The organism is Defluviimonas sp. D31 (assembly GCF_033436765.1).
In the GTDB taxonomy this organism is placed as follows: domain Bacteria; phylum Pseudomonadota; class Alphaproteobacteria; order Rhodobacterales; family Rhodobacteraceae; genus Albidovulum.
On record NZ_JAWQFN010000005.1, the window covers coordinates 66,011 to 91,474 of the forward strand.

The following is a 25,464-nucleotide window of genomic DNA, read 5'->3' on the forward strand; positions in this document are numbered from 1 at the left end:
GTCAGTCCTCGACCCGGTGGCTTTCGAACTCGTGCCGGTGCCCGGCCCAGCGATCCCGGTCGAGCCCGCCCGCCGCGGTCAGGCTCTCGGCCGCGGCATAGGCCATCGCGAAGGCGTGGTGCGTGTTGTCATGGGCGAAAAGCCCCTGCCGCCCGAAGCTCAGGAACCCGTCGAGCGACGACAGCCATCCGTCCACGGTCTCGAAGTGGCGCTGGTAGTCGAGGTCGTAGACCGGGTAGGCATGGGCGATGCGCCGCGTCTCGCAACGGATAACCGGCACCTTCACTGGCAGACCGACACCCTTCAGCCAGTCGCAGTAATGCCGCCCGAGTTCTTCGTCGGACATGCCCCACCAGCGTTCGCCGGGATCGCAGGGCAGCTCGGCGCAAAGGATCGTGCGGCCCTTCGGCCCGGTCGCGGAATTGTAGTTCTTCGGCTCCGACATCCGGCTGATCGGGATCGAGAGTTCGGGGAAGTAGTGTGCATCATACTCGGTGAAGCGGTCGGTCTCGAGGATGAGATAGACGAGGATCATGCCGCGAAAGCGGATCGCCTCGGCCGCCATCATCACCTCGGGCGGCGGAGGCGGGTCCATCAGGCGGACCGCGATGGTCAGCGGTATGGTCGAGAAGACCTGGTCCGCCTCGTGCCGCGTTTCCTCGCCCTCGGCACGGGTTACGACGCCGGTCACGCGGGATGTCGTCCGCTCGATCCGCACGATGTCGGCGCCGAAGCGGAACAGGGCGCCCTCTGCCTCGGCCGCCGCCGCCATCGCGCGCGAGATCTGCCCGAAGCCCTCGCGGGGATAGTAGAACCGCCCCGTCGTCTCGCCCCGGAGCCCGGGCACCATCTTCGCCATCTTGGCGAGGATCTTGCCGACCGAGCCGCTCGACACCCGCCGTTCGGCGAGCGTCACCGCGAGCTTGTCGGGATCGAGCCCCCAGAGCTTGCGGACATAGGGAAAGTAGAAGTTTTCCGAGATCGTCGGACCGAGGCCGTCATAGAGGACGGAGGAGAAGCTCCGCTTGCCGCCGCGCTTGCGGCGGAAGGGCTTCAGCGCCATGTCGCCGAGCAGCGAGGCCGCGAAAGCCGGCGGCAGGCGCAAGAGCGCGTCGGTGGGTTTCAGCGGGAAGTGGATCCAGCGCCCTCCGAGCCGGATCCGGCCATGGCGCGGCTGCAGGAGGAGATCGTCGCCAAGAAGGCGCTTCACATCCGCCAGCACCTTCGGATCGGCGACCGGGTGGAAGCGGTGCGAGCCGTAATCGCACCAGATCCCGTCGATCTGGAACGAGGCTGAGTTGCCGCCCGCGACCGGTGCGCGCTCCAGCACCTCGACCTCGGCACCGTCGCGGCTCAGGGCGTAAGCCGCCGCGATCCCGGCCGGACCGGCGCCGAGGACGGTGATCCGCGGCTGCTCGGCCACGTTTGCCTCGGTCAGGTCACCCTTCATTCCGAAATCTCCTTGATTGCGGACGGCCGCGTCCGGAAGCTGCCGCCCGAGAGCGCGAGCACCAGCGCCCCCAGCGCGCCGGCCAGGTAGAGGATCCCCTGCCAGGCCAGACCCGAGGCGACGACCTCGGCGGCGGCGGCTCCGAAGGGCGCAAGCAATGCGGCGAGCGAGCTTTCGCGGACCCCGAGCCCGCCGAGCGAGATCGGCAACGTCGCGATGATCTTGGCGAGCGGCCAGGCGAAGAACCAGGCTGCGACCGGCACCTCGACCCCGACCGCCAGCGCGAGCCGGATCGAGAGCCAGATCAAGACCGACTGGATCGCGACCGAGACTGCAAGCGCGGCCAACAGCAGCCCCGGGCGCCGCGCCAGCGCCGCGAAGGCATCCGCCGAGCGCAGCGCAAGATCGCGTGCCGGAAGCTCTGGCCAGCGGCTCCAGAGGACGCGCACGACACCCGGCAGGAGGAAGAGCCCGGCGCTTGCGGCGGCAAGGACGCCCCCGGCGACCACGGCGGCAAGCCCGCCACTGCCCGCGCCGCCGATGAAAGCGAGCCCGACGAGCATCAGGCACACCAACGCCACGAGGTCGATGATCCGGTCGCCCACCGCCGCCGCCGCGACGCGCGGGCCGTCGCGCAGGGCCACATGGGCAAGGCCGGCGCGCACTGCATCGCCACCCGCCGCGCCCGGCAGGCAAAGGTTCGCCGCAAGCCCTCCGAAATGCGCCCGGAGTGCGGCCGGAAAGCCGATCGCCCTGTCCATCAGCCACCACCACTTCGCCGCCGCTACGACATGGCAGACGAGAAAGGACGCGAAGACCGACAGGAAGAGCGGCCATGTGAGCCGCCTGAACCCCTCGAAGATCGCCTCGCGCGGCAGGAGCGAGAAGATCAGCACCAGCGCAAGGGCGGACCCGCCGGCGCGGATCGCCCATCTCCCGAATGCACTTTTCTTGCCGCGCTCCATGTCAGGGCCTTAGATGCAGCCGCGAAATCATGTCCGCGATGAGTCCAAGCGACCAGATCATGATCGCGGCGAGGAAGGCGAAGATCGTCGTCTCGGAGAGGTTGCCGATGAAGATATCGTAGACGAACTTCACCAGCCCGAGCGCCATCAGCGCGAGCCCGAGCGGGATGAAGATCCGCAAAGGGTTGAAGAGCACGATGACCCTCAGGACAAGGATGATGAAGTTGATGAAATCCACCGGCCGGATCTTCGACTTGCCGACCCGCCGCCCGTATTCGATCGGCGTGTAGATCATCCGCTTGCCGTTGCAGGACATGCACAGCGTGATCGTCGTGGTGAACGAGAACTTCTGCGGCAGCAGCGGGATGAACGGCAAGAGTTCGGACTTGCGGAACACCCTGAGGCCGGAATTCAGATCGTTGAGCCGTCGCTCGGCAAGGAACGAGGCGAGCGTGTTGAGCATCCATTTCGCCGGGCGCCGCACCAGCGGCACGTTCTTCATCGCCGCGCCGCGGTCGCCCACCACCATGTCCTGCTCGCGGCACATCGCCAGCATCGGCGGCAGGTAGCGCGCCGGATAGGTGCCGTCGGCATCGAGGATCGCGACATAGTCGTGGCGCGCCCGCCGGATCCCGCGCTTCAGCGCGGCGCCATAGCCCGTGTTGACCTGGTTGGCCTCGACGATCGCGCCGGCCGCCCGCGCCTCGGCGAGCGTGCGATCCTCGGAGCCGTCGTCGACGACGATGATCTCGTAAGGAATGCCGAGCGGGTCCATCGCGGCGCGCACGTCCTCGACCGTCGCGCGCACGGCACCCTCCTCGTTGTAGGCCGGGATCACGACGCTCAACGACAGCCCGTCGAACTCGCTTTCGATCGCCTCGGCCCCCACCATTCCGGTCACCGTGTCATCCATCTCGGTTCTTCCCTTCAACACTCAGGCTCGACCGGCGCCTCCCACTGCGCGGTCATGGCACATGCAGCCGATCCTTGACGCCCAGGACATGGTATTCGAACAGGCACCAGGCGAAGGTCGCGGCCGAATAGACGTAATAGATCTGATGATAGAAGAGCGAAGCCGCCGCGAAGGCGAGCCCGCCGTTCCTGTAGAGATAGCGCGCGAAGCCCCAGTTCGCCGCGACCGCAAGCACCATGAGCGCGAGAGTGACCGGCCAGAGCCAGGGCGCGAAGGCGAGCGCGAGCACCGACAGCAGCAAAAGCCCGGCGATCGCCGCCCGCGCCTTTTCGCCGTGCGACGTATTGAGGTCGTCCGCGACGCCCTCGCGTGCGATCATCAGGCGCGACCAGGGCAACGCGCGGCGGAAGATATCGGTATGGATCGCCTTGCCCGGGGTCCAGACTTTCAGATGTTTGCCGAGCAACGTCGGGTCGAGCACGATCCGCCCCCCGGCGCGGCGGATCCGGTAGCCGAGTTCGATATCCTCGATCGAGGGGACGCGGTAGGTCGCGATGTCGAACCCGCCGACGGCGAGGAACACGTCCCTGCGCACCGCACCGCAGCCGGCCCAGAAGGTCGCCGCCTCGCGGCGGCCGTTTTGGTGGTAGAACCGGTGCATCAGGTTCTTGTAGCGCGAGAACCAGTGCGTTCCGTCGGGCGCCGCGTCGTAGGAACCGAACAGCGCCGCTACGCCGGGATCGGCGAAGGCGGCCTCTAGCTTGGCCGCGCCGTCCTCCCAGGCGATCACATCGCTGTCGACGAACCACAGGATCTCACCCGCCGCGTGTTCCGCCGCAAGATTGCGCGCCGCGCCGGGGCCGCCGTTCACCTCGGTCGTCAGCACACTCACGCCAAGCCCGCGCGCGACCTCGGCCGTGGCGTCGGTCGAGCGGTCATCGACGACGATCACCTCGGCCACCTCGCCGCGATCGCGCATGGCGACGAGTGGAGCGAGAACGCGCGGAAGCTCCGGCGCCGCATTGTAGGCCGGCATCACGACCGAGATCGTTATCCTGCCGGGTCCACTCAAATCCGCCCCTCCCCGACCGTATCGAACCGCCGCGTGCGGCGGGCGAAGATGAACAGGATCGTCGCCATCAGCGGCAGGAGCCAGATCACCCGCGCGCCGTAACGCGTCGCCGGTTGCGAAATCCCGCCGCACACGATCGCGTTGGCGAAAATGCCGAACAGCACCATGACCGCGAGCGCCTTGATCTCGCCGGGCACCCTGCGCGGCGCGATCACGAGAGCCAGGATCACCGCGAGCGACAGAGCATAGAAGACCGCGTGAAGTGGCGTGACTATCCGCAACCAGCCGGTATCCGCGGTGATGCGGCCATGCTCGAAAGCCCCAGTCAAGAGCCCTGACACCGGGGCATTCAGCGCGATGCTTCCCTGGGACGGAAGCGTCATGTCGACGCTGATCGACACGGCTTGCGACAGCACGTTCCGGGTCAACGCAGTGATGATCCCGAGGGGGTCGTGACTGAACACCCTAAAGAAGAAGGCGATCTGGTCTTCGGAAACATGCGTCTGATCTTCGGGAGACAACAGCCGGAAAGAGCCAAGCCGCTCGTTTTGCGCGAAAACGATGTGGGAGGCCGTTAGCCGCATTGGGTCGTCGGAGCGCATGAGCGCCTCGTGCAGGACGCATGTCGGGATCGCCGGGTCGGGGCAGTTCTCGTCGAGGTAGCGCATGCCCGGTCCATCCTGGATGATCCGGGCGGTGATGTAGGGCTTGATGATGACTTCCGAGTCCGACAGCGATCGCGCGGCCGAACGCAGCACGCTCTGCTCGGCATAGCCCATACCGACGATGATCAGCACCAGCGCGGGCGGTAGCCACCACTGGCGCCGAGACTTGATCAGCGAGATCACGATCACGGCCGGCACCATCAAGGTCACGAGCCCGAGATGCGACAGATGTGACACCGTCGCCAGCGAGCCGAGCGCCAGCGCCAGCAAGATCTCCCAAACCGTCATCACGCGGGCGAAGACGGTGAGCGTGGCGACCGTCAGGATCAGCACCGGCGCGAACGTGTCGGGCATGAGATAGCTGGTGTAGAAAGGCAGGGAACCGAATGACGCCATGATGATCGGCAGCGCAACCGCCTGGGAAAGCGGAATGTGCAGCCCCCAGTGCCGCACCGCGATACGCATCGGCAGCCACACCGCCAGGAAGACTGCGGCAATATTCAGCGCGATCAAGCCCTCGAGCGTCCCGAGCCGGGCGAGGGCTCCGGCAAGCAACGAATAGACGGTCGAACGCGACCCGTCGACGATATGGTCGGCCTCGATATCGGCGGTAATGTCGGGTCCCTTCCGCGAAGTGTCCTCGCCCACCGGCTCCCGGTGTATTGGCGACTTGGCGGGAATGCCCATGTGGTAGAGCGCCGAATGACCCTGCGAGACATAACCCATCGTGTCGAAATAGAAGAGCGGTTTGCCATTGATCAGAAAAACGCTCAGACACGCGAGAAGTGCGAACGCGATCCAAAGGACGGCGCGGCCGATGCTCGTCTGGCGTACCGCCGGTCCGTTGCCCTGCACCGTCGTCATTGGCCCGCTCCTTTCTCAAGCCCAAGTTCCCGGCGGAGTTCGGCGAAGTAGGTGATCGTCGCGGCGAGCCCGTCGCGGAGCCGCACCGTCGGTTCCCAGTCAAGCGTGCGTCTGGCCAGGCTGATATCGGGGCGGCGCTGCACCGGATCGTCGTGCGGCAACGGCTTTTGCACGAGCTCGGACCGGGATCCCGTAAGCTCGATCACCATCTCGGCCAGTTCACGGATCGACATCTCGACCGGATTGCCGAGGTTGACCGGCCCGATCACGTCGTCCGGCGCCTCCATCAGCCGGATCAGCGCTTCGACGAGATCCGACACGAAACAGAACGACCGGGTCTGGCTGCCGTCGCCATAGATCGTGATCGGCTCGCCGGCCAATGCCTGCATGATGAAGTTCGACACGACCCGCCCGTCCTTGGGGTGCATCCTCGGCCCATAGGTGTTGAAGATCCGCGCGACCTTGATGCGCAGTCGATGCTGGCGGTAGTAGTCGAAGAACAGTGTCTCGGCGCAGCGCTTGCCCTCGTCGTAGCAGGAGCGGAAGCCGATCGGGTTCACGTTGCCCCAGTAGCTCTCGGGCTGCGGATGCACGTGGGGATCGCCATAGACCTCGGAGGTCGAAGCCTGCAGGATTCTCGCGCGAAGCCGCTTGGCGAGGCCGAGCATGTTGATCGCGCCGTGGACGGAGGTCTTCGTCGTCTGGACCGGATCGTGCTGGTAGTGGATCGGACTCGCCGGGCAGGCGAGGTTGTAGATTTCGTCGACCTCGACATAGAGCGGGAAGGTCACATCGTGACGCACCACCTCGAATCGCGAATTGTCGAGCAAGTGTTCGACGTTGGCACGCCGCCCGGTGAAGTAGTTGTCGACGCAGAGGACGTCGTTGCCGGCATCCAGAAGCCGCTCGCACAGATGCGAGCCGATGAACCCGGCGCCGCCGGTCACGAGTACACGCTTGGAGACGGCGCTCATCTTTCACTCTCCTTCCCGCAGTTGGCGGGGATGATCCGGCAGGGCGGCGCGGCGACAGTCCGCAAGAAGCCGGCCCCCACAAAGAAGCCTAGGACAAGCCCCCGATCGGAGCGAGAAATTTTCCCGATCGCTTGTTCACGTCCGGGCGATCCGGGTGACCGGAAGCGGCGGCCCGCGATATGCGATCCCGATCCCGCCCTGGCGCCGGCAATGCGGACCGGCGCGGTTTCCAAAGCCTTGCCAGGCAACGCGTCAAACTCTCCGCGGGACCGCAATGCGCGCCCTTTTGAACGTCATTCTCGGGCATTCGGCCACTCGTCTCAAATCTCTGTATCTCAAAGAATTTCACCCACCATATCTGACCGAAATCGATTTCGGCCTGACCACCGTTACCCCTTGTCTAAAACCTCCAGGGCGCTGAATAAACGCGTCCCGCAGAAGGCCGGTTCGGGCGCCACGCCCCTTTTAACCGCTACGGGCCGCCTCCATCCTCTATGTCCAACCCATAGCACGAAAAACGCGCGCCTGCGAGCGAAGGGGTTTCTACGCGGCTTGTAGTGGCTCCGAAGGCTGCAATTCTCCACATATTGGAAACAATCCTGCTCACGCGCCCTCTCGATGCCAAAATGGCGTCGAGAAGCCACTGATTCCCGACATAATAACCCCCCTTTCGTCGGTCGGGCGGGCCGGATATGATGCCATGGACCACAAACAAGGCCTGGATTTCCATGAAGATCAAAAAGACCGCGCTGCCCGGCATGCTGATCCTCACGCCGCGCCGCTTCGGAGACGCGCGCGGCTGGTTCTCGGAGGTCTGGAACCAGAAGACCTACGCAGATCACGGGATCGACACAGCTTTCGTCCAGGACAACCACTCCTATTCACGCGACGTCGGTACGGTGCGCGGTCTGCACTTCCAGTCGCCGCCCCACGCGCAGGCCAAGCTCGTTCGCTGCGCGCGAGGCCGGATCCTCGATGTCGCAGTCGACATCCGCCGCGGCTCGCCGAGCTACGGCGACTGGGTCGGGGTCGAGCTTTCGGCCGAGAACGGCCAGCAAGTTCTTATCCCGGCAGGCTTCCTGCATGGCTTCGTGACGTTGGAACCGGATTGCGAAGTGCTCTACAAATGCTCCGACACTTACGCTCCGGACTGCGATGGCGCGGTACGTTTCGATGACCCGGACCTCGGGATCGACTGGGGGCTCGACCCGAAGGCGGCGATCCTGTCGGACAAGGACGCCGCCGCGCAGAGCTTCCGCGACTTCCAATCTCCTTTCGTCTACGAGGCCTGACGATGAAAATTCTCGTGACCGGCGGCGCCGGCTTCATCGGCTCGGCGGTTGTGCGCCATGCGATCCGCGCCGGCCATTCCGTGGTCAATCTCGACAAGCTGACCTATGCCGGCAGCCTTTCGAACGTCGCCGAGGTGGCCGACAGCCCGGCCTACGTCTTCGAGCGGGCCGATATCTGCGACCGCAAGGCCGTCGACACGATCCTTGCGCGCCACAAGCCCGACGCGATCATGCACCTCGCGGCCGAAAGCCATGTCGACCGTTCGATCGACGGGCCAGCGGCCTTCATCGAGACCAACATCACCGGCACCTACACGATGCTGGAGGCCGCACGCGCCTACTGGACCGTCGAGGGCAAGCCCGAAAGCTTCCGCTTCCACCACATCTCGACCGACGAGGTCTTCGGCTCGCTCGGCAAGACCGGCAAGTTCACCGAGGACACGCCTTACGATCCGCGTTCGCCTTACTCGGCGTCGAAGGCATCGTCGGACCACCTCGTCCGCGCCTGGCACGAGACCTATGGCCTGCCGGTGGTGCTGACCAACTGCTCGAACAACTACGGCCCCTATCATTTCCCCGAAAAGCTCATCCCGGTAGTGATCCTGAAGGCGCTCTCCGGCGCGCCGATCCCGATCTACGGGAAAGGCGACAACATCCGCGACTGGCTCTACGTCGAGGACCATGCCGAGGCGTTGCTTCTGGTCGTCGAGACGGGTGAACTGGGCCGCAGCTACAATGTCGGCGGCGAGAACGAGGCGACGAACCTCGAACTGGTGACGAAGATCTGCGCGATCCTCGACGCCGAGCGCCCCGGCAACCGGCCCTACGCCGAGCAGATCACCTTCGTCACCGACCGCCCCGGCCATGACCAGCGTTACGCGATCGACCCGGCCCGGATCCGCGAGGAACTCGGCTGGCGCCCCTCGGTCACGCTCGACGAGGGGCTGGAGAAGACGGTCCGGTGGTTCCTCGACAACGAGGCCTGGTGGCGCGCGCTCGAAAACCGCGAGGGCGTCGGCAAGAGGCTCGGCACCGGATGAAGGCGCTCGTCTTCGGAACGACCGGTCAACTGGCCATCGAACTCGCTCGCAGGGCACCGGCTGACGTCGCGCTGACCGCTCTCGGGCGGGCTGAGGCCGACCTTGCCGATCCGGCCGCCTGCGCCGAGGCCATCGCGGCCGCGGATGCCGACATCGTCATCAACGCCGCCGCCTACACCGCCGTCGACCAGGCCGAGACCGAGCGCGTCACTGCGCAGGCGGTCAATGCGGAGGCACCGGGCGCGATGGCGGCGGCCTGCGCGACGCGGGGCCTGCCGTTCCTCCATGTCTCGACCGACTATGTCTTCGACGGATCGGGCAGCCGCCCCTGGCGCGAGGATGATGCGACGTCTCCGCTCGGTGTCTACGGTGCCACCAAGCTCGACGGCGAACGCCGGATCGCGGCGGCCGGCGGGGCGCATGTCATCCTGCGCACCGCCTGGGTGTTCTCGGCTCACGGCAAGAACTTCGTCAAGACCATGCTGCGGCTTGGCGCCGAGCGCGAGGCGCTCTCGGTCGTCGACGATCAGCGCGGCGGCCCGACCGCCGCCGCCGATATCGCGGATGCGCTCTGGGCCATTGCCGGCGCCTTCCGCGATGGCCGGGGACAGAACGGCATCTTCCACTTCGCCGGCACGCCTACCGTCAGCTGGGCCGACTTCGCCGAGGCGGTCTTCGCGGCCTCGTCGCTGCCCCGCAAACCGGTCGTGAACCGCATCCCCAGCGCGGCCTATCCGACACCGGCCAGACGACCCGAGAATTCCGCGCTCGACTGCTCGCGCATCCGCGAAGCCTACGGCATAGAGCAACCGGATTGGCGCAAGGCATTGTCGCAAGTAATCAAGGAACTGGAGGCAGCATCATGAGCGACACCGGACGCAAGGGCATTATCCTGGCCGGCGGATCGGGCACGCGGCTTTACCCGATCACCCATGCGGTGTCTAAGCAGATGCTGCCCCTCTACGACAAGCCGATGATCTACTATCCCCTGTCGGCGCTGATGCTCGCCCGCATCCGCGAGGTGGCGATCATCTCCACCCCGCGCGACCTGCCGCAGTTCCAGGCGCTTCTCGGCGACGGCTCGGCCTGGGGGATGCGCTTCGAATACATCGTCCAGCCCTCGCCCGACGGGCTCGCGCAGGCCTATCTCCTGGCCGAGGACTTCCTCGACGGCAGCCCCTCGGCAATGGTGCTCGGCGACAACGTCTTCTTCGGCGAGGGGCTGTCGGCGAAGCTCCGCGCCGCCGATGAGCGGACTTCCGGCGGCACCGTCTTCGGCTACCGCGTCTCCGATCCCGAGCGCTACGGCGTCGTCGAGTTCGACCGCGACGGCAAAGTTCTCTCGATCGTCGAGAAGCCCGAGATCCCGAAAAGCTCCTATGCCGTGACCGGCATATACTTCCTCGACGCCGCCGCGCCCACGCGCGCCAAGGCGATCAAGCCCTCGGCCCGCGGCGAACTGGAGATCACCGATCTTCTCAACGGCTACCACCGCGACGGCAACCTCAAGGTCGAGACGCTCGGCCGCGGCTTCGCCTGGCTCGATACCGGCACGCACGAGAGCCTTCTGGAGGCGGCCGAGTTCATCCGCACGATCGAAGACCGTCAGAACCTGAAGGTGGGTTGCCCCGAGGAGATCGCCTTCCTCAACGGCTGGATCGACGCCGAGACGCTGACGGCCCTCGCCAAGCCCTACCTCAAGACCCAGTACGGCAAATACCTTGCCCGCATCGCCGCCGACCCGGAGCTCGCCCGCGCCGCCGAGTGACGTCCTCGGCCGTCAGAACCTCGCGACGGTGATCCCGGCGCCCTCAAGCGCGCTTCGCACCTTTCGCGCGATCGCCACCGCCTCCGGCGTATCGCCGTGCAGGCAGATCGTGTCGATCCGGGCCGGGATGCGCTTGCCACTTTCGGCGATGATCGCGCCGGCCCGGACCATCTCGACCATCCGCGCCGCCGCGCGGGCCGGATCGTGGATCACCGCGCCCGGTTTCGCGCGGTCGACAAGCGTCGCGTCGTCCTCGTAGGCGCGGTCGGCGAAGATCTCGGCGGCGTAGGGACAGCCCATCTCGCGCACGACCACCTCCATCGCCGTCGCGGCGAGCACCATGATCACGAGATCCGGCTCCACCTCCAGCGCAGCCGCGTAGCAAAGCCGCGCGAGGGCCGCGTCCTCCGAGGCCATGTTCGACAGCGCGCCATGAAGCTTCAGATGCCGGAGCCGCCCGCCCGCGGCCTTCGCCATCGCGCTCGCCGCGCCGACCTGGTAGCGGATCGCGTTGGCGAGGCTTTCGCCCGGCAGATGCATCCGGCGGCGGCCAAAGCCCTGAAGATCGGGAAAACCCGGATGCGCGCCGATCCCAACGCTATTTTCGACCGCGAGGCGCATGGTTTGCGCCATCACGTCCGGGTCGCCGGCATGAAAGCCGCAGGCGATATTGGCCGAGGTTACGATGTCGAGTAGTGCGGCGTCGTCGCCGAGGCTCCAGCGCCCGTAGCCCTCGCCCATGTCGGAATTGAGATCGACCGTCGCCGTCATGCCCCGTCCTCCCCGTCCAGATCGGCGCCCGCCGTGACGCCGCCGATCAGTTGATAGGCCAAAAGATCGGCAATGTCGCCTGGATCGCGCAGGAGCGGCCGGATCGCCCCCCTGAAGCGCGCCGCACCGCACCCATGCCGGTGGAGGTCGGCCAGTGCCTCCTCGCGAGAGACAAAGCGGAAGCGGAACCGCGTGCCCGGCGCCGCCTGCGCCACGATCGGCAGGTCCTGCGGCACCACGGTGCCGATCCGCGGATAGCCGCCCATGGTCTGGCATTCGGGCAGGAGTACATAGGGCGTGCCGTCGCCGGTCATCTGGATGTCGCCCGGCACGATGATCTCCGAGACGATGGACAACTGCCCCTCGGTCGCCGCGAACGGTGCGCCATCATGGACGAGCCGCACCCCCTGCCGGTTGCCTCGTGCGTCACGGGTGAAGGTCGCCGCCGAGAAGCGGTCGCGCTCCGCCGCGGAGAAAAGCCCAGTCTGGGCGGAAGGCACGACCCGCACCGTGCCGCCGTTGAACCGGTCCGCGACCGCGATCCCGACGCCCGGCCGCGCCGGTCCCGCCTTGCCAACCGGCAGCCGGTCGCCGGAACCGACCGCCGCGCCGAGCGCGGCCGTCAGATGCGCCGAGCGGCTGCCCATCACCGGAGCCGTCACGATCCCGCCCGCGACATGGAGATAGCCGTAGACCCCGGCCTTCGCGCCGCCGATCACGAGCCGCTGTCCCTGCCCCAGCCTGTGCGTCGCGTTCCAGGCAAGTGGAACGCCTTCGAGCGTCGCGGCCATCGGCGCACCCGTCAGCGCGATGGTGAGGTCGCCCTCCACTTCGAACGTCCCGCCCGACATCGCCATCTCGACAGCCGCGCAATCCTCCGTCTGGCCGAGGAGCGCCGCCCCCTCGGCAAGCGCCAGCGCATCGGCCGCGCCGCCGCGCGACAGTCCCTGGGCGAGGTAGCCCGGCCTCCCCCGATCCTGCAACGTCACTCCGGGTCCGGCGGCAAGGATAAGGAGCGCGCTCACGGGATCGCCTCCGCCACCGCGCCGCCATTGTCCGGGTCAGCCACACTCAGATCGGCAAGCGCCTCGGCTGCGATGGGCACGAAAAGAACCTCGTCGCCGGAGCGGAGCGGGAACGGCTCTGCCGCCTGGGGCCGGAAGCCGCGAAAGCCGGTCTGGCCGATATGGCGCCAGCCGGTCGGCGTCGCGGTCGGAAAGACGATGAGCTGGCGAACCGCGACGACCAAGGCGCCTGCGGGGATGCGTGGCGTGACCCCGGTCTGGCGCGGGATGTCCCAATGCGCGGGCAATGTGCCCATGTAAGGAAGGCCCGGCGCGAATCCGATCGTCAGCACCCGGACGGGCGCGGCGGTCAATTCGGCGACCGCTTCCTCGGGCGTGCGTCCGGCGAGGGCCGCCGCCTCGGCAAGCTGCGGCCCGTCCTCGCCGCCGAAGACGGTCGGAATTCGCCAGAGCCGCCGCCCCGCGGGCAGGCCAGCCGCATACCAGTCGCGGCTGTTGAGCAGCGCCCGAAGCCGGGCTTCGATCGCGGCAAGGTCGGTCTCGTATGGATCGAACCGCAGGAAGACCGAGGCAAGCGAGGCCGCCGTTTCCTCGATACCGGCCCAGCCCTCGGCCTCGACCGCCGCGCGGAAGGCGAGGGCCGCGCGGTTCGCGCGCTCGTCGAGCCGGCCGGCGAAGCTCACCAGAAGCCCGGTCAGCCCCATCGTGGCCAACCGCGGATAGGCCGCGTCTGGCGACCGGATTGCGGTTTCGGCGTCAGGCATCAAGCGAACGGCGCTCCCGGATCGGTTGGTCCCGGCCCAGTTCACCGCAACCCGACGCCGACGGCAAGGGCCGCTCAGTCGTTGTCGAGATTGCCCGCCCCGGCGCCCGCGCGCGACTTCTCGGAGGCCGGCACCGTCGTGCGGAGCGCGAAGCCGTCGAGAAGCGCCCAGTCGTCATGCGAGAGCCAGCGCCCGGACTGGCGCGCGACCGACGTAGCGCCCGCGGCACCGGCGATCTCGACTGTCGCCTCGGCGAGCCCGGCCAGCGCCTCCAGATCGGCGCCCGTCCCCGGCCCGTCCGGCCCGACCGTCACCCGGCCGCCGGGCCAGCTGAGCGCCACGGACTTGCCGCAGCCCTCAGCGACCAGCGACAGGAACGGCAGGATCAGCACCGGCCAGGCGAGCCGTTCCAGCCGCAGCTCCGGCGCGACGTTGCCGGCCCGGTCGGAAAGTGCCGCGCCTGCCGCGATCGGGCAGAGCGCGCCACCGGCGCGGCCACGCCAGACGCCCGAGCCGATCTCCGGGGCCGCGACGCCCCCGGCCTGAAGACGGGCGCCAAGCCGCTCCGGCCCCGGCAGCCCCGCCGCCGCGAGCCAGCGCGCGGCGAAGGCGGCCTCCTCGGCCAGCCCCCATTCCATGCCGGCGCCGCGCGCCGCCTTGAAGCAGAGGCTCTGAATCTCGGGCAGCGTCAGCCTTGCACCGCCCGTTTCGGGAACCGCCACCCCGGCCTGGGTGGGATCGTTCGCGATCTCGCTCATGCCCGCTCTCCTTCCTTCGTCATCTCGTCGGGATAAGGCATCCCCTGACAGAGCGCGATCCGCACCCAGCGGTCCGAGCGCGGGTCGAAATGGGTCGCCCCGAAATAGGCGAGCTTGCAGCGCAGAAGGTCGATCGGCAGCATGTCGGACGCGATCAGGTTGTCGCGGATCTCGGCATAGGGGTGCCGCATCGCCATCTGCAGCCGCCGCGCCATGAAGCGGTGTTCGGGATGGGCAAGGAGGAAGGCCGCCAGACTGTCTTCGCCCTTCCAGCCATCGAGCGCACGCGCCATGTCGGTAGCGAGCCAGCCGGTGCAGAGCGGAAGCTCGCGCTCGGCCCCGTCCTCCTCGAACCGTTCACCGAGGCGGGGTTCGAGCTTTTCCTCCGAGACATACCAGAACCGCGCGATCTGGCTCCGGTCGGCATAGTCGGTGTCGATTGCCCAGCCGTAATGCCTGGCCAGCGCCGCCCGCGTCGCGGAGGCGGACATCGCCCCGTCGATGCGGTGGATCGTGCCTTCCTCGGCGTCCATGCAATCTGCAAGGCCGTCGATGAGCGCGCCATGCGGCTCCAGCATCATCGCCAGAAGCGCCTCCTGGCCCTCGAGCGTGAGCGTCTCCGCTCCCCAGCACCAGAGCGCGTCCCAGGGACGGGCGCCCGCGCCCGGCCAGTTTTCCAGATAATCGCCGATCCGGTCGAGATCGCCGCCGAGATCGGCGAGCTTCTCGATCTGGATCGGGTGCTCGCTGCGCCAATGCGCGTGGTTGGCCCGCGCCGCATCGAGCGCGGCGCGCAGGCCCGCGACCTCGGCCGCGCCGGCGCTCTCCTGCGCGCGCACCCGCGCCAGAGCCTCTTCGCGCGCCGCGACCCAGTTGTTCAGAAGCATCGGGTGACGGATCAGGAACGGCGCCATGCCGAGCCCGGTCGAATTGCCGACCCCGAGCCGGCGGCGCAGGTCGGGCGCAAGCCGCGCCGCCTTCGTCCCGCCCTTCTGGGCGGCGAGATGTTCGACGAGGTCGACCGTGAAGGCGCGCGTCAGCCAGACCGACAACATCTCGGCCTGGAACGGCCCCTTCATCTCGGGCCGCCACGCGAGGACCGAGCGGTCCGCCGCGCCGAACTTGCCCGAGCCGTAGACCGCCGTCGTCCGCATAAGGTAGCCCACGGCGTCGATTTCGGCCGCGTCGGGCTGCTCGCCCTCGGCGAGCCGGGATACGATATGATCGAAAAGCCGGACCGACCGGTTGGCGCGGCTGAGCGACAGCTCGCTTTCAGCGATGCGCCCGGCTTCCTGCAAGGGCACATTGGCCTGAAGCCGGTCGAGATCGGCCGTCGTGGGCGTGCCGTCGAAGAGCGCGAAGGTCGCGTCCCAGGCAGTGGCGATCACCCGGTCGGAACGCATGTCCGCCGGCAGGTCATGCGCGAAGGCGACGAGCGAGTAGGTCCGCTCGGGCCCGATCGCGCGGTAGACGGCGCGGCCGACGCCCTTGGCGTCCATCTCCCAGACCGGGCGGTCGAAGCGCCAGCCCTCGTCGCGCATGCGCCGGAGGAGAACCCGTAGGAACGAGAGCCGTGTCGGATGGGCGCTGCCCATGCGCGCGAGCCGCATCACCTCGGCGGGGTCGCGGCGAAAGCTCGCGACATTTCCGGCGGCATCCTTCGCAGTGACGGTCATTCTCTCCTCCCTTGGGTGGGGTCCGGGCGAGTTCCGCCCGGACCGATGATATCATTTCCGCCCCAGCGCCAGCGTGATCCGAAGCGCGTCCCAGAGCGAGGGCAGCAGGATCAGAGACACCGGCACCGCGGTGACGACGATGAAGCTCTGCAGTTTGCCGATGCCGCCCGATCCGGTCGAGATCAGCACCACCGCCATCACCGCCATCGCGAGGCCCCAGAACACGCGAAGGGTGGCGGGCGGGGTTTCGTCCTTCGACATGGTAGTCGCGACGACGAAGCTCATCGAGTCGCCGGTCGTGGCCACGAAGATCAGCGTGAGCACCAGGAACAGGAGCGACAGGATGAAGCCCATCGGCATCGCCTGGGTGATCGCCAGAAGCCCCGCGGGCAGGTTGAAGCCCTCGAACGGTCCCGAGATGACGCCCGGCGTCGCGAGTTCGAGCGTGATGCCGGTGCCGCCGATGATCGTGAACCAGAAGTTGGTGATCAGGGGCGCCACGATCGAGAGCATCAGCACGACCTGGCGGATCGAACGCCCACGGCTGACCTTGGCGACGAAGATCGCCATCAGGGGTCCGTAACCGAGGAACCAGCCCCAGAAGAACACGGTCCACCAGCCGAGCCAGCCCGGCTCGCCGAAGAGACCGGCATCGCCGCGATACATCGACATGCCGACGAAGTTCGAGAGATAGGTTCCCATGCCGTTGAAGAAGCCGGAGAAGATGGCCCCGGTCGGCCCGAAGACCAGCATGAAGATCAGGAGTGCGGCAGCCAGCACCACGTTGATCTTCGACAGGAGCTGGATGCCCTTCGAAAGCCCCGAGACCGCCGAGAGCGTGTAGATCCCGGCGAGCGCGACGATGATGATCGTCTGCATCGCAAGCCCGTCCGGCAGCCCGAAGAGCGCGCCGAGCCCGTAGGAGACCTGGAGCCCGAGGAAGCCGATCGGTCCGACCGTGCCCGCGACGACCGCGATCACCGAGGTCGCGTCGGCGATGAGCCCGATCGGCCCGTTGATCGCCTTGTCGCCGAAGACCGGGTAAAGGAGCGTCCGCGGCGCGAGCGGCAGCCCCTTGTCATAGTGGTAATGCATCAGCATGACGGTGGTCAGCGAGCCGAGGATCGCCCAGGCGAGGAAGCCCCAGTGCAGGTAGGACTGCGCCAGCGCCACCTCGGCGCGGCGCGCCGGATCGGCGCTGAGATCGCCGAAGAGCGGCGGGTTCGACAGGAAATGGGCGATCGGCTCGCCCGCGGCCCAGAACACGCCGCCGCCCGCGAGGAGCGTGCACATGATCATAGAGGCCCACTGGAAATAGGTGAATTCCGGCGTCGCGCGCTGTCCGAGGATCGCCTTGCCGCCCGGCAGGACGCAGAGGACGAGGCTGATCACGAAGGTCGCGAGCAGCAAGACCTGCCAGTAGAGGCCGAAATACTTCGCCGAGACCGCGAAGCCCCAGTCGACGGCGGCCGACAGCGCCTCGAGATCGAAGAGCGCCAGAGCGCAGAAGAGCAGGATGAACCCGCCCGTGGCCGCGAAGAGCGGCCTGTCGATTCGGCTGGCGCTCCGCGCCCCGCCGGTTGCCGTGACATCGCTCATGCGTTTCCTCCCTGAAGCGTGTCTGTCCCCGGCCGCCCCTGGAGGCGGCCCTCCCCCATCGTGTCTAGCCGCCCGTCGCCGGGCCGAAGCTTTCCCCGAAGAACCTCATCCAGTTGCCGCCCATGACCCGGGCCACCTCGGCCTCGGACATGCCGACCGCTCTCAAACCACCGGAAATCGTCCCGAAATCGCGGTTGTCGTGGAACCAGCCCGGCATCGGCGGGAAGCCCGGCGCCGAGGCGCTGCCCTCGCCGTAGTCGATCTTCTTGGTCCAGCGTCCGACCCGCATCCATTCGACGATGCTGTCGGGCTGGTCCTGGCAAAGGTCGGTGCCGATGCCGATGCGGTCTGTTCCCATCACATCCGCGGTGCGCGCGATCATCTCGCAGAAGCTTTCCAGCGTGCAGCCGCTGCCGCCCTGCAGGTGGTGGGGATAGACCGAGAATCCGAGCATCCCGCCGCTTTGCCCAAGCGCCTTCAGGACAGTCTCGGACTTGTTCCTCAGGGCCTTGTGCCAGCTGGCAGGGTTCGCGTGAGTGATGGCGATGGGCCGGGAGGAGAACTCGATGGCCTCGAGCGTCGAACGCTCGCCCGAATGGCTCATGTCGACGACCATGCCCACCCGGTTCATCTCTTCGACGACCTCGCGGCCCATGCGGGTGAGACCGGTGTCGTCCTTCTCGTAACAGCCGGTCGCGAGCAGCGACTGGTTGTTGTACGTGAGCTGCATGAAGCGCAGCCCGAGCCGGTGAAGGACCTCGACGAGCCCGATGTCATCCTCGATCATCGAGGGGTTCTGCGAGCCGAAGAAGATCGCCGTCCGCCCGGTCTCGCGCGCCTTCGTCACGTCCTCGGCGGTGAAGCCCTGGAAGATCAGATCGGGGAACCGCTCGAAGAAACGGTTCCACTTCTCGATCTGCAGCACCGTCTCACGGAAGTTCTCGTGATAGGTGATGGTCACATGGACCGCATCGACACCGCCCTCGCGCATCTGGCGGAAGATCTTCTCCGACCAGTTGGCGTATTGCAGACCGTCGATCAGCACGCTCATTCCGGGCTGCCCGCCGCCACATAGGCGGTCTTCACCGTGGTGTAGAACTCGGCCGCGTAACGGCCCTGCTCGCGCGGGCCGAAGGAGGACGCGCCGCGCCCGCCGAAGGGAACGTGGTAGTCGGTGCCGGCGGTGGGCAGGTTCACCATCACACAGCCCGCCCGCATGTTGGCGCGGAAGTGGCTCGCGCGCGACAGCGAGCGGGTCATGATCCCGGCCGTCAGGCCGAACTCGCTGTCATTGGCGATGGCAAGCGCCTCGCCGTAGGAGCCCGCCTTCATCACGCAGGTGATCGGCGCGAACATCTCCTCGCGGTTGACGCGCATGTCGTTGCGGGTACCGGCAAAGACCGTCGGCGCCATGTAGTAGCCCTCGGTCGCGCGGTCGAGGCGGTCGCCGCCGGTCAGAAGCTCGGCGCCCTCGGACTTGCCGATGGCGACAAAGTCGAGGTTCTGATTCAGCTGGCCTTCGCTGACGACCGGCCCGATCTGGGTTCCGGCTTCGAGCGCATGGCCGACCTTGAAGGCCTCGGCGGCCTTCACCAGCTTCTCGACGAAGGCATCGTGGATCTTCTCGTGGACGATGAGCCGCGAGGCGGCGGTGCATTTCTGACCCGTGCCGCCGAAGGCCGCGCCCGAGGCATGGGCCACGGCAAGGTCGAGATCGGCGTCGTCCATGACGAGCATCGGGTTCTTCGAGCCCATCTCCATCTGCAACTTGGTCATGTTGGCCATGGCCGAAGCCGCGATGCCGCGCCCGACCGGAACCGAACCGGTGAAGCTGATCGCATCGACGCCGCGCGCCTCCACCAGCCGCTGGCCGACCGAGCGGCCCGAGCCGGTGACGAGGTTGAAGAGGCCAGCCGGTATGTCCTGCTTCGCGATCACATCGGTCAGCATCACCGCCGAGGCAGGCGTCAGGTTCGCGGGCTTCCACACGACCGCGTTGCCGAAGGCGAGCGCCGGCGCGATCTTCCAGGCCGGTGTGGCGACGGGGAAGTTCCAGGGGCTGACGATGGCGACGACGCCAACCGGCTCGCGGCGCACGTCGATCTCGATGCCGGGGCGCACGCTTTCAGCAAGGTCGCCCTGGTTGCGCAGCACTTCCGCCGCGAAATAGGTGAAGAACTGGCCGGCGCGGTAAACCTCACCCTTGCCTTCCGCGAGCGGCTTGCCTTCCTCGCGCGCCACCATCTCGCCGATCTCGGCCGACCGCGCCATCAGCTCGGTGCCGATCGCCATCAGGACGTCGTGGCGCTTCTGGATACCCGCCGCCCACCAGAGCGGTTGCGCCTTGCGCGCGGCCGCGAGCGCCTCGTCAAGCTGCGCGGCGCTCGCCTGCGCGTAAAGCCCGATCAGGTCGGAGACGTCGGAGGGGTTGCGGTTCTCGATCTCGCTCTCGCCCGCCTGCCAGCGTCCCGCGATGTAAAGACCTGTCTGTTGCGTCATGGCGATCCCCCTTTTCGACTGCCCCCGTACTAAGCGTCACAAAAGCTTCAAACAATCTTGAATTTTTGAAGCTTATTTCAGATAATCTGAATATGGCAGTGAAGATCGACATGATGCGTTGCTTCCGCACCGTCGCGCAGGACGGCACGCTCGCCGCCGCGGCCGAGACGCTCGGGCGCACGCCCTCGGCGGTGTCGATGATGCTGGCGCAGTTCGAGGACCATATCGGCGCGGCCTTGTTCGAGACCGAGCGCAAGAACCGGCTCACGCCACTCGGCCTGCGGGTGCTCGAGGAATGCGACCGCGCATTGGACGCCTTCGACCGGTCGGCCGAAGCAATCGCCCGCCACGCCCGCTCGACAGCGGGCACGGTGCGGGTCGCGGCGGTGCCTTCGGCCGCGCTCACGCTCCTGCCCGCCGCGATCACCGCCTTCCGGCGCGAAAGGCCGGACGTGCGGCTTGAGATCAGCGACGTCGACAGCGCCTCGGTACATCGCCGGTTGCAGTTCGACGAGGCCGACCTCGGCATCGCCTCGGCCGCGCCCGGCGCGGGCGTCGAGGGGGAAGTGCTCCTGACCGACCGGCTCGGCATCGTCTGCCGCGACGGCAGCCCGATTCTCGACGGCCCGCCGAGTTGGGCATGCCTTTCGCGCGAGACCTTGATCTCCAACCCGCTCTGCGCGCTCGTCGATCATCCGGTCGTCAGCGAACTTGCCGCGACCGGCACGCTCGAGGCGCGCAACACGACCGCACTTCTGGCCTTCGTGCGGCGTGGCCTCGGCGCCACGGTCCTGCCCGGTCGCGTCATGGATTCCGAACCGCCCGGCATTGCGTTCCTCGCCCCGGAGGACCCCGTCGCCGAGCGCCGGCTCCTGGTGCTTGCCAACGCGCGGCGCCAGCTCAGCCCGGCCGCCGCGGCGTTCCGCTCCGCGCTGGTGGCCGCTGCCGCTACGTCAGATTCCGGCCAGCCGCGAAATCTCGCGACAACATATTGAACTTCACCGTTCAGTTGCCAGATAATGGGTGTCATGGACAGGTGCATTGCCTCGACCCTCTCATCGACGGTCGGGGCCGCGCCCATGCCAGAAACGTTCAGGACTTCTTCAGCATGGCTTTGCATTTCAAGGGCCACAAGATTACGGCCATTCTAGTTCTGGTTGCCGCCGCCGCGTGGGTCGGCACCGGCAAGTTTTCCTCCGTCGGCAGCGAAGAGGCGCACGCAGCCCAGCCCGCGCCCGCTGGTGGCACCGTGTCCGACGATCCCGACGCGGCGCTGCGCACCGTTGCCGCGATCACCCCTGATTTCGTCGAACATGCCCGCGAGATCCGAATCTCCGGCGTGACCGGCGCCGACAAGCGCGCCGTTCTCGCGGCGCGGGCGGACGGCGTGATCTCGGAACTCGGGATCGCCCAGGGCGACGAGGTCGATGCCGACGAGGCCGTGATGCGCATCGAGGGCGCCGACATCACCGCCACGGTCAAGACCGCGGAAGCGACGCTCGCCCAGCGCGCGCAGGAACTCGAGGTGGCCGAGAAGCTCTTCAAGACTGGCAACACCGCCGAACTGCAGCTGATCAAGGTCCGCGCCGAGAAGGCCGCCGCCGAGGCCATGCTGAGCCAGGCGGAAGCCGCCGCCGATCGTCTGAACCTCTATGCGCCCTTCACCGGCGTTGTCGACAAGGTCGAGGTAGAGCTTGGCGAATGGGTGCAGACCGGCACCCCGATCGCGACCGTTCTCGCGCTCGACCCGATCGTTGTGCGGGCCGAAGTCAGCGAGGTCGACATCGGCTTCGTCGGCGTCGGCGACCAAGCCGACATTCGCCTCGTCGGCGGCAAGCGGCTCGAAGGGGTTGTCCGCCATGTCGCGCGCGAGGCGTCCTCCCAGACCCGCACCTTCCCGGTCGAGATCGCGCTGCCCAATCCCGATCGCGCGGTGCCCTCGGGCATGACCGCCGAAGTCAGCCTCTACACCCGACCCGAACGCGCGGTGATCGTGCCGCGTTCGGTGATCACCCTGTCGGCCGAGGGGGAACTCGGCCTCCGCGTCGTCGGTTCCGACGATATCGCCGCCTTCGCCTCGGTCGAGCTGATCGACGACACGCCCGAAGGGCTGGTGCTGGCAGGCATACCCGAAGGTGTCCGGATCGTCGTATCGGGCCAGGATTTTGTCCGCGACGGCGAGAAGGTCCGCGTCAAGGACGCCAAGCTCCTCGCGGCCGGAGAGTAATCCGATGAACCTCGTCGATACCGCGATCCGCAACGCGCGGCTGACGATCTCGGTGCTGATCTTCCTGATGCTCGCCGGCATCCAGGCCTATATCGCCATCCCGAAGGAAGCCGAGCCGGACATCCAGATCCCGATCATCTATGTGAGCCTCGGCTACCAGGGCATCTCGCCCGAGGACAGCGAACGGCTGCTCCTGCGGCCGATGGAGACGGCGCTCAAGACCATCTCCGGGATCAAGGAGTTGACCGCTTCCGCCTACGAGGGCGGCGGCAACGTGCTGATGGAGTTCCAGGCCGGCGCGGATCTCAACAAGGCGCTCGAAGACGTACGTTCGAAGGTGTCCGAAGCGAAGCGCGACCTGCCGGACGGTGCCGACGAACCCTCCGTCTCCGAGGTGAACATCTCCGAGTTCCCGGTTCTGGTCGTCTCGCTCGCGGGCGACGTGCCCGAACGGATCCTGGCGAAGGCGGGGCGCGAACTGCGCGACCGGATCGAAGAGATTCCGGGCGTCCTCGACGCCGCCCTTCAAGGGGTGCGCGACGATCTCGTGGAGGTCATCATCGACCCCGCGAAACTGTCGTCCTATGTACTCCGCCCCGATATGCTGACCGCGGGCGTCGCCGCCAACAACCAGCTGATCGCCGCGGGCGCACTCGAAGGCGCAGAGGGGCGCTTCGCGATAAAGGTGCCGTCCCTGATCGAGACGGTGGAGGATGTGGCCGACCTGCCGGTCATCACCAACGGAAATGCGACCGTGCGGGTCCGCGACCTTGCCGCGATCCGCACAACCCACAAGGATCCCGAGACGATCACCCGGCTCGACGGCAAGCCCGCGATCGCGATCGAAGTGTCGAAGCGCATCGGCTCGAACCTCGTGGAAACCGTCGACGCGGTGAAGAAGGTCACCGAGGAGTTCCAGAAAACCCTGCCACCAGGCACGGAAGTCTCGTTCAGCCAGGACAAGTCGACGACGATCCGGCAGATGCTCGCCGATCTTCAGAACTCGGTGCTGACGGCGGTGATCCTCGTCTTCATCGTGATCCTCTATGCGCTCTCGGGCCGCGCCTCGCTGCTCATCGGCCTCGCGATCCCGGCCTCGTTCCTGATCGGCATCCTCGGTTTGCAGCTAGCCGGGCTGACGGTGAACATCGTCGTCCTCTTCAGCCTGATCCTCGCGGTGGGCATGCTCGTCGACGACGCCATCATCGTCACCGAATACGCCGAGCGCCGGATGGCCGAGGGTATGGACAAGCGCGAGGCCTTCTCGCTCGCCTCGCGCAAGATGGCGGGCCCCGTGATCGCGGCCACCGCGACCCGCGTCGCGGCCTTCTCGCCGCTTCTCTTTTGGCCGGGCATCGTCGGCGAGTTCATGAAGTACATGCCGATCACGCTGATCGCGACGCTTTCGGCCTCGCTCGTCTACGCGCTCCTCTTCGCGCCGACCCTCGGCGCGATCATCGCACGCCCGGTGAAGGAGGAGGATCGGTCCCGCGACAGCCTCTACATGCGCTTCGTGGCCCGCGCGATCCGCCATCCGAAGCTTGTCACCGTCACTGCTGTCGCCGCGCTGATCGCAGTGCCCTATGCCTATGGCACGCTCGGCAAGGGAGTGGAGTTCTTCCCCGACGTGGAGCCCGATTACGGCCTCCTTTACGTCCATGCCCGCGGCAACCTCTCGATCGAGGAGAAGGACGCGCTGACCCGCGAGGCCGAAAGGCGCATTCTCGGCTGGCCGGGCATCAAGACCGTCTACACCCGCGCCGGACAGTCGAGCGGCAACGCCATGGGCGGCACCATAGCCGCGGACGTGGTGGGTGTGATCCAGTACGAATTCATCGACTGGCGCGAACGCAAGAACGCGAACGCCATCCTCGCCGACCTGCGCGAGGAGATGTTGGGCATCCCCGGCGTCGAGGTCGAAGTCTCGGTTCCCGACGCCGGCCCGCCGACCGGCAAGGCAATCCAGATCCGGCTTTCGGCGTCCAATCCCGCCGGGCTCAACGAGGCGGCGCGGCAGATCGCCGACGAACTGGCCAAGACGCCCGATATCATCGACATCGACAACGGCCTGCCGCCCCCCGGGATCGACTGGGAGATCCGCGTCGACCGCGCCGCGGCCGCGCGCTATGGCGTCTCTCCCGGCGGAGTGGGTGCGGTCGTGCAGCTCGTGACCGACGGGTTGAAACTCTCGGACTTCCGCCCCGCCGGCAGTGATGACGCCGTCGACATCGTCCTGCGCCTGCCGCCCGGTCAGCGCACCATCTCCTCGCTCGATCAGCTTCGGGTCGAGACCGCGGAAGGTCCGGTCCCGATCGCCAATTTCGTCACCCGCAAGGCGGTCCCGACGACCGGCACACTGACCCGGATCGACGGACGCCGTACAGTGACGGTGCAGGCCGGCATTCGTGAGGGCGTGCAGGCAGACCCGATCCGCAAGGCGATCACGGAAAAGCTCGCCGCCTCGGATTTGGAGAAGAACGGAATCCGCTGGCAGCTTGCCGGCGAGGATGAGGAACAGGCCGCCGCGATGTCCTTCCTCGGCAAGGCGTTCCTCGCCGCGCTGTTCCTGATCTTCGTGGTGCTTCTGGCGCAGTTCAACCGCTTCATCTCGGTCGGGCTGATCTTCTCCGCCGTCATCATGTCGACGATCGGTGTCTTCCTCGGCCTGATGATCATGGGCCAGCCCTACAACATCATCATGACCGGGATCGGGATCATCGCGCTCGCGGGCGTCGTGGTGAACAACAACATCGTGCTGATCGACACCTACGACAACCTCCGCCGCGAGGGGATGGAGAAGGTCGAGGCGATCCTCGAGACCTGTCACGAACGCGCGCGGCCCGTCGTGCTGACCGCCGTGACCGCGATCCTTGGCGTGTTCCCGATCGCCTTCAGCTTCAACCTCGAGATTCTGAGCCACGAGACGACGTTCGGAGCGCCCTCGACGCAATGGTGGATCGCGCTCTCATCGGCCATCGTCTTCGGCCTCGCCTTCGCGACGATCCTGACGCTGGTGGTGACGCCGTCGCTCCTGATGCTGACCTCGCGCGGCATGGGGCGGCCCGGCGTCGACAAGCCGAAGCCCAAGCGGCGCTGGTTCGGGCTGCGGAAAGCTCAGGCGAACCCGGCGGAGTGACGCGCG

The 25,464-nt window shown here is 67.2% G+C and carries 21 protein-coding genes; 7 read left to right on the forward strand and 14 right to left on the reverse strand.

What is annotated here, in order from left to right; all coding sequences use genetic code 11:
* Nucleotide 1: 1 nt before the first annotated feature.
* From R5H32_RS10920 to R5H32_RS10945, 6 genes are read right to left on the reverse strand one after another with little or no spacing between them, the layout of a single operon-like run.
* Entirely contained in the window at nt 2-1,450 is a 1,449-nt protein-coding gene (locus R5H32_RS10920; RefSeq protein ID WP_318338716.1) for a protoporphyrinogen/coproporphyrinogen oxidase, read from the reverse strand.
* Nucleotides 1,447-2,415: a lysylphosphatidylglycerol synthase transmembrane domain-containing protein gene (locus tag R5H32_RS10925; protein WP_318338717.1), complete on the reverse strand. Its 969-nt coding sequence runs from the start codon at nt 2,413-2,415 to the stop codon at nt 1,447-1,449. Before R5H32_RS10925 ends, R5H32_RS10920 begins: the two co-directional genes overlap by 4 nt.
* A 1-nt stretch (nt 2,416) precedes the next feature.
* Nucleotides 2,417-3,328: a glycosyltransferase family 2 protein gene (locus tag R5H32_RS10930; RefSeq protein WP_318338718.1), complete on the reverse strand. Its 912-nt coding sequence runs from the start codon at nt 3,326-3,328 to the stop codon at nt 2,417-2,419.
* A gap of 52 nt (nt 3,329-3,380) precedes the next feature.
* Nucleotides 3,381-4,364, reverse strand: a complete 984-nt coding sequence (locus R5H32_RS10935; protein WP_412099016.1) for a glycosyltransferase — start codon at nt 4,362-4,364, stop codon at nt 3,381-3,383.
* 32 nt (nt 4,365-4,396) lie between these two features.
* A complete protein-coding gene (locus R5H32_RS10940) occupies nt 4,397-5,929 on the reverse strand; it encodes a hypothetical protein (RefSeq protein WP_318338719.1) in 1,533 nt (510 codons plus the stop codon).
* Nucleotides 5,926-6,903: a UDP-glucuronic acid decarboxylase family protein gene (locus R5H32_RS10945; RefSeq protein WP_318338720.1), complete on the reverse strand. Its 978-nt coding sequence runs from the start codon at nt 6,901-6,903 to the stop codon at nt 5,926-5,928. The genes R5H32_RS10940 and R5H32_RS10945 overlap by 4 nt, the downstream gene beginning before the upstream one ends.
* Before the next feature lie 728 nt (nt 6,904-7,631).
* Between R5H32_RS10945 and rfbC the strand changes: the two genes are divergently transcribed.
* Genes rfbC through rfbA form a run of 4 tightly spaced genes read left to right on the forward strand, consistent with a single transcriptional unit; the run spans nt 7,632 to nt 11,003 of the window.
* Entirely contained in the window at nt 7,632-8,195 is a 564-nt protein-coding gene (gene rfbC, locus R5H32_RS10950) for a dTDP-4-dehydrorhamnose 3,5-epimerase (RefSeq protein ID WP_318338721.1), read from the forward strand.
* Between the two features lie 2 nt (nt 8,196-8,197).
* Nucleotides 8,198-9,235, forward strand: coding sequence for a dTDP-glucose 4,6-dehydratase (gene rfbB, locus R5H32_RS10955; RefSeq protein ID WP_318338722.1), 1,038 nt, complete (start codon nt 8,198-8,200; stop codon nt 9,233-9,235).
* Nucleotides 9,232-10,101 (forward strand): dTDP-4-dehydrorhamnose reductase, encoded by an 870-nt coding sequence (rfbD, locus tag R5H32_RS10960; RefSeq protein ID WP_318338723.1) that lies wholly within the window; start codon nt 9,232-9,234, stop codon nt 10,099-10,101. The genes rfbB and rfbD overlap by 4 nt, the downstream gene beginning before the upstream one ends.
* Nucleotides 10,098-11,003 carry a glucose-1-phosphate thymidylyltransferase RfbA gene (gene rfbA / locus R5H32_RS10965; RefSeq protein ID WP_318338724.1) on the forward strand — a complete coding sequence of 302 codons (906 nt, stop codon included), beginning with the start codon at nt 10,098-10,100 and terminating at the stop codon, nt 11,001-11,003. Before rfbD ends, rfbA begins: the two co-directional genes overlap by 4 nt.
* A 12-nt stretch (nt 11,004-11,015) precedes the next feature.
* Here the strand turns inward: rfbA and R5H32_RS10970 are convergent, their stop codons facing one another.
* The 8 genes from R5H32_RS10970 to R5H32_RS11005 form a co-directional block, all read right to left on the reverse strand.
* Nucleotides 11,016-11,774, reverse strand: coding sequence for a 5-oxoprolinase subunit PxpA (locus R5H32_RS10970; RefSeq protein ID WP_318338725.1), 759 nt, complete (start codon nt 11,772-11,774; stop codon nt 11,016-11,018).
* Complete coding sequence (locus R5H32_RS10975; RefSeq protein ID WP_318338726.1) at nt 11,771-12,799, reverse strand: biotin-dependent carboxyltransferase family protein; 1,029 nt, start codon at nt 12,797-12,799, stop codon at nt 11,771-11,773. Before R5H32_RS10975 ends, R5H32_RS10970 begins: the two co-directional genes overlap by 4 nt.
* Nucleotides 12,796-13,563, reverse strand: coding sequence for an allophanate hydrolase subunit 1 (locus tag R5H32_RS10980; RefSeq protein ID WP_318338727.1), 768 nt, complete (start codon nt 13,561-13,563; stop codon nt 12,796-12,798). Before R5H32_RS10980 ends, R5H32_RS10975 begins: the two co-directional genes overlap by 4 nt.
* A gap of 74 nt (nt 13,564-13,637) precedes the next feature.
* Nucleotides 13,638-14,321 carry a DUF3726 domain-containing protein gene (locus R5H32_RS10985; protein WP_318338728.1) on the reverse strand — a complete coding sequence of 228 codons (684 nt, stop codon included), beginning with the start codon at nt 14,319-14,321 and terminating at the stop codon, nt 13,638-13,640.
* The gene (locus tag R5H32_RS10990) at nt 14,318-15,997 is read right to left on the reverse strand and encodes a hypothetical protein (protein WP_318338729.1); all 1,680 of its coding nucleotides are present in this window, start codon (nt 15,995-15,997) and stop codon (nt 14,318-14,320) included. The genes R5H32_RS10985 and R5H32_RS10990 overlap by 4 nt, the downstream gene beginning before the upstream one ends.
* A gap of 51 nt (nt 15,998-16,048) precedes the next feature.
* Complete coding sequence (locus R5H32_RS10995) at nt 16,049-17,596, reverse strand: BCCT family transporter (protein ID WP_318338730.1); 1,548 nt, start codon at nt 17,594-17,596, stop codon at nt 16,049-16,051.
* Nucleotides 17,597-17,660: 64 nt separating this feature from the next.
* On the reverse strand, nt 17,661-18,647 hold the full coding sequence (locus tag R5H32_RS11000) for a membrane dipeptidase (protein ID WP_318338731.1): 987 nt from the start codon (nt 18,645-18,647) through the stop codon (nt 17,661-17,663).
* Complete coding sequence (locus R5H32_RS11005; protein WP_318338732.1) at nt 18,644-20,095, reverse strand: aldehyde dehydrogenase family protein; 1,452 nt, start codon at nt 20,093-20,095, stop codon at nt 18,644-18,646. The genes R5H32_RS11000 and R5H32_RS11005 overlap by 4 nt, the downstream gene beginning before the upstream one ends.
* A gap of 92 nt (nt 20,096-20,187) precedes the next feature.
* Between R5H32_RS11005 and R5H32_RS11010 the strand changes: the two genes are divergently transcribed.
* From R5H32_RS11010 to R5H32_RS11020, 3 genes are all read left to right on the forward strand, one after another.
* Nucleotides 20,188-21,090 (forward strand): LysR family transcriptional regulator, encoded by a 903-nt coding sequence (locus R5H32_RS11010; protein WP_318338733.1) that lies wholly within the window; start codon nt 20,188-20,190, stop codon nt 21,088-21,090.
* A 113-nt stretch (nt 21,091-21,203) separates the two neighbouring features.
* Nucleotides 21,204-22,322 (forward strand): efflux RND transporter periplasmic adaptor subunit, encoded by a 1,119-nt coding sequence (locus R5H32_RS11015; RefSeq protein ID WP_318338734.1) that lies wholly within the window; start codon nt 21,204-21,206, stop codon nt 22,320-22,322.
* Nucleotides 22,323-22,326: 4 nt separating this feature from the next.
* Nucleotides 22,327-25,458 carry an efflux RND transporter permease subunit gene (locus R5H32_RS11020; RefSeq protein ID WP_318338735.1) on the forward strand — a complete coding sequence of 1,044 codons (3,132 nt, stop codon included), beginning with the start codon at nt 22,327-22,329 and terminating at the stop codon, nt 25,456-25,458.
* Nucleotides 25,459-25,464 lie beyond the last annotated feature (6 nt).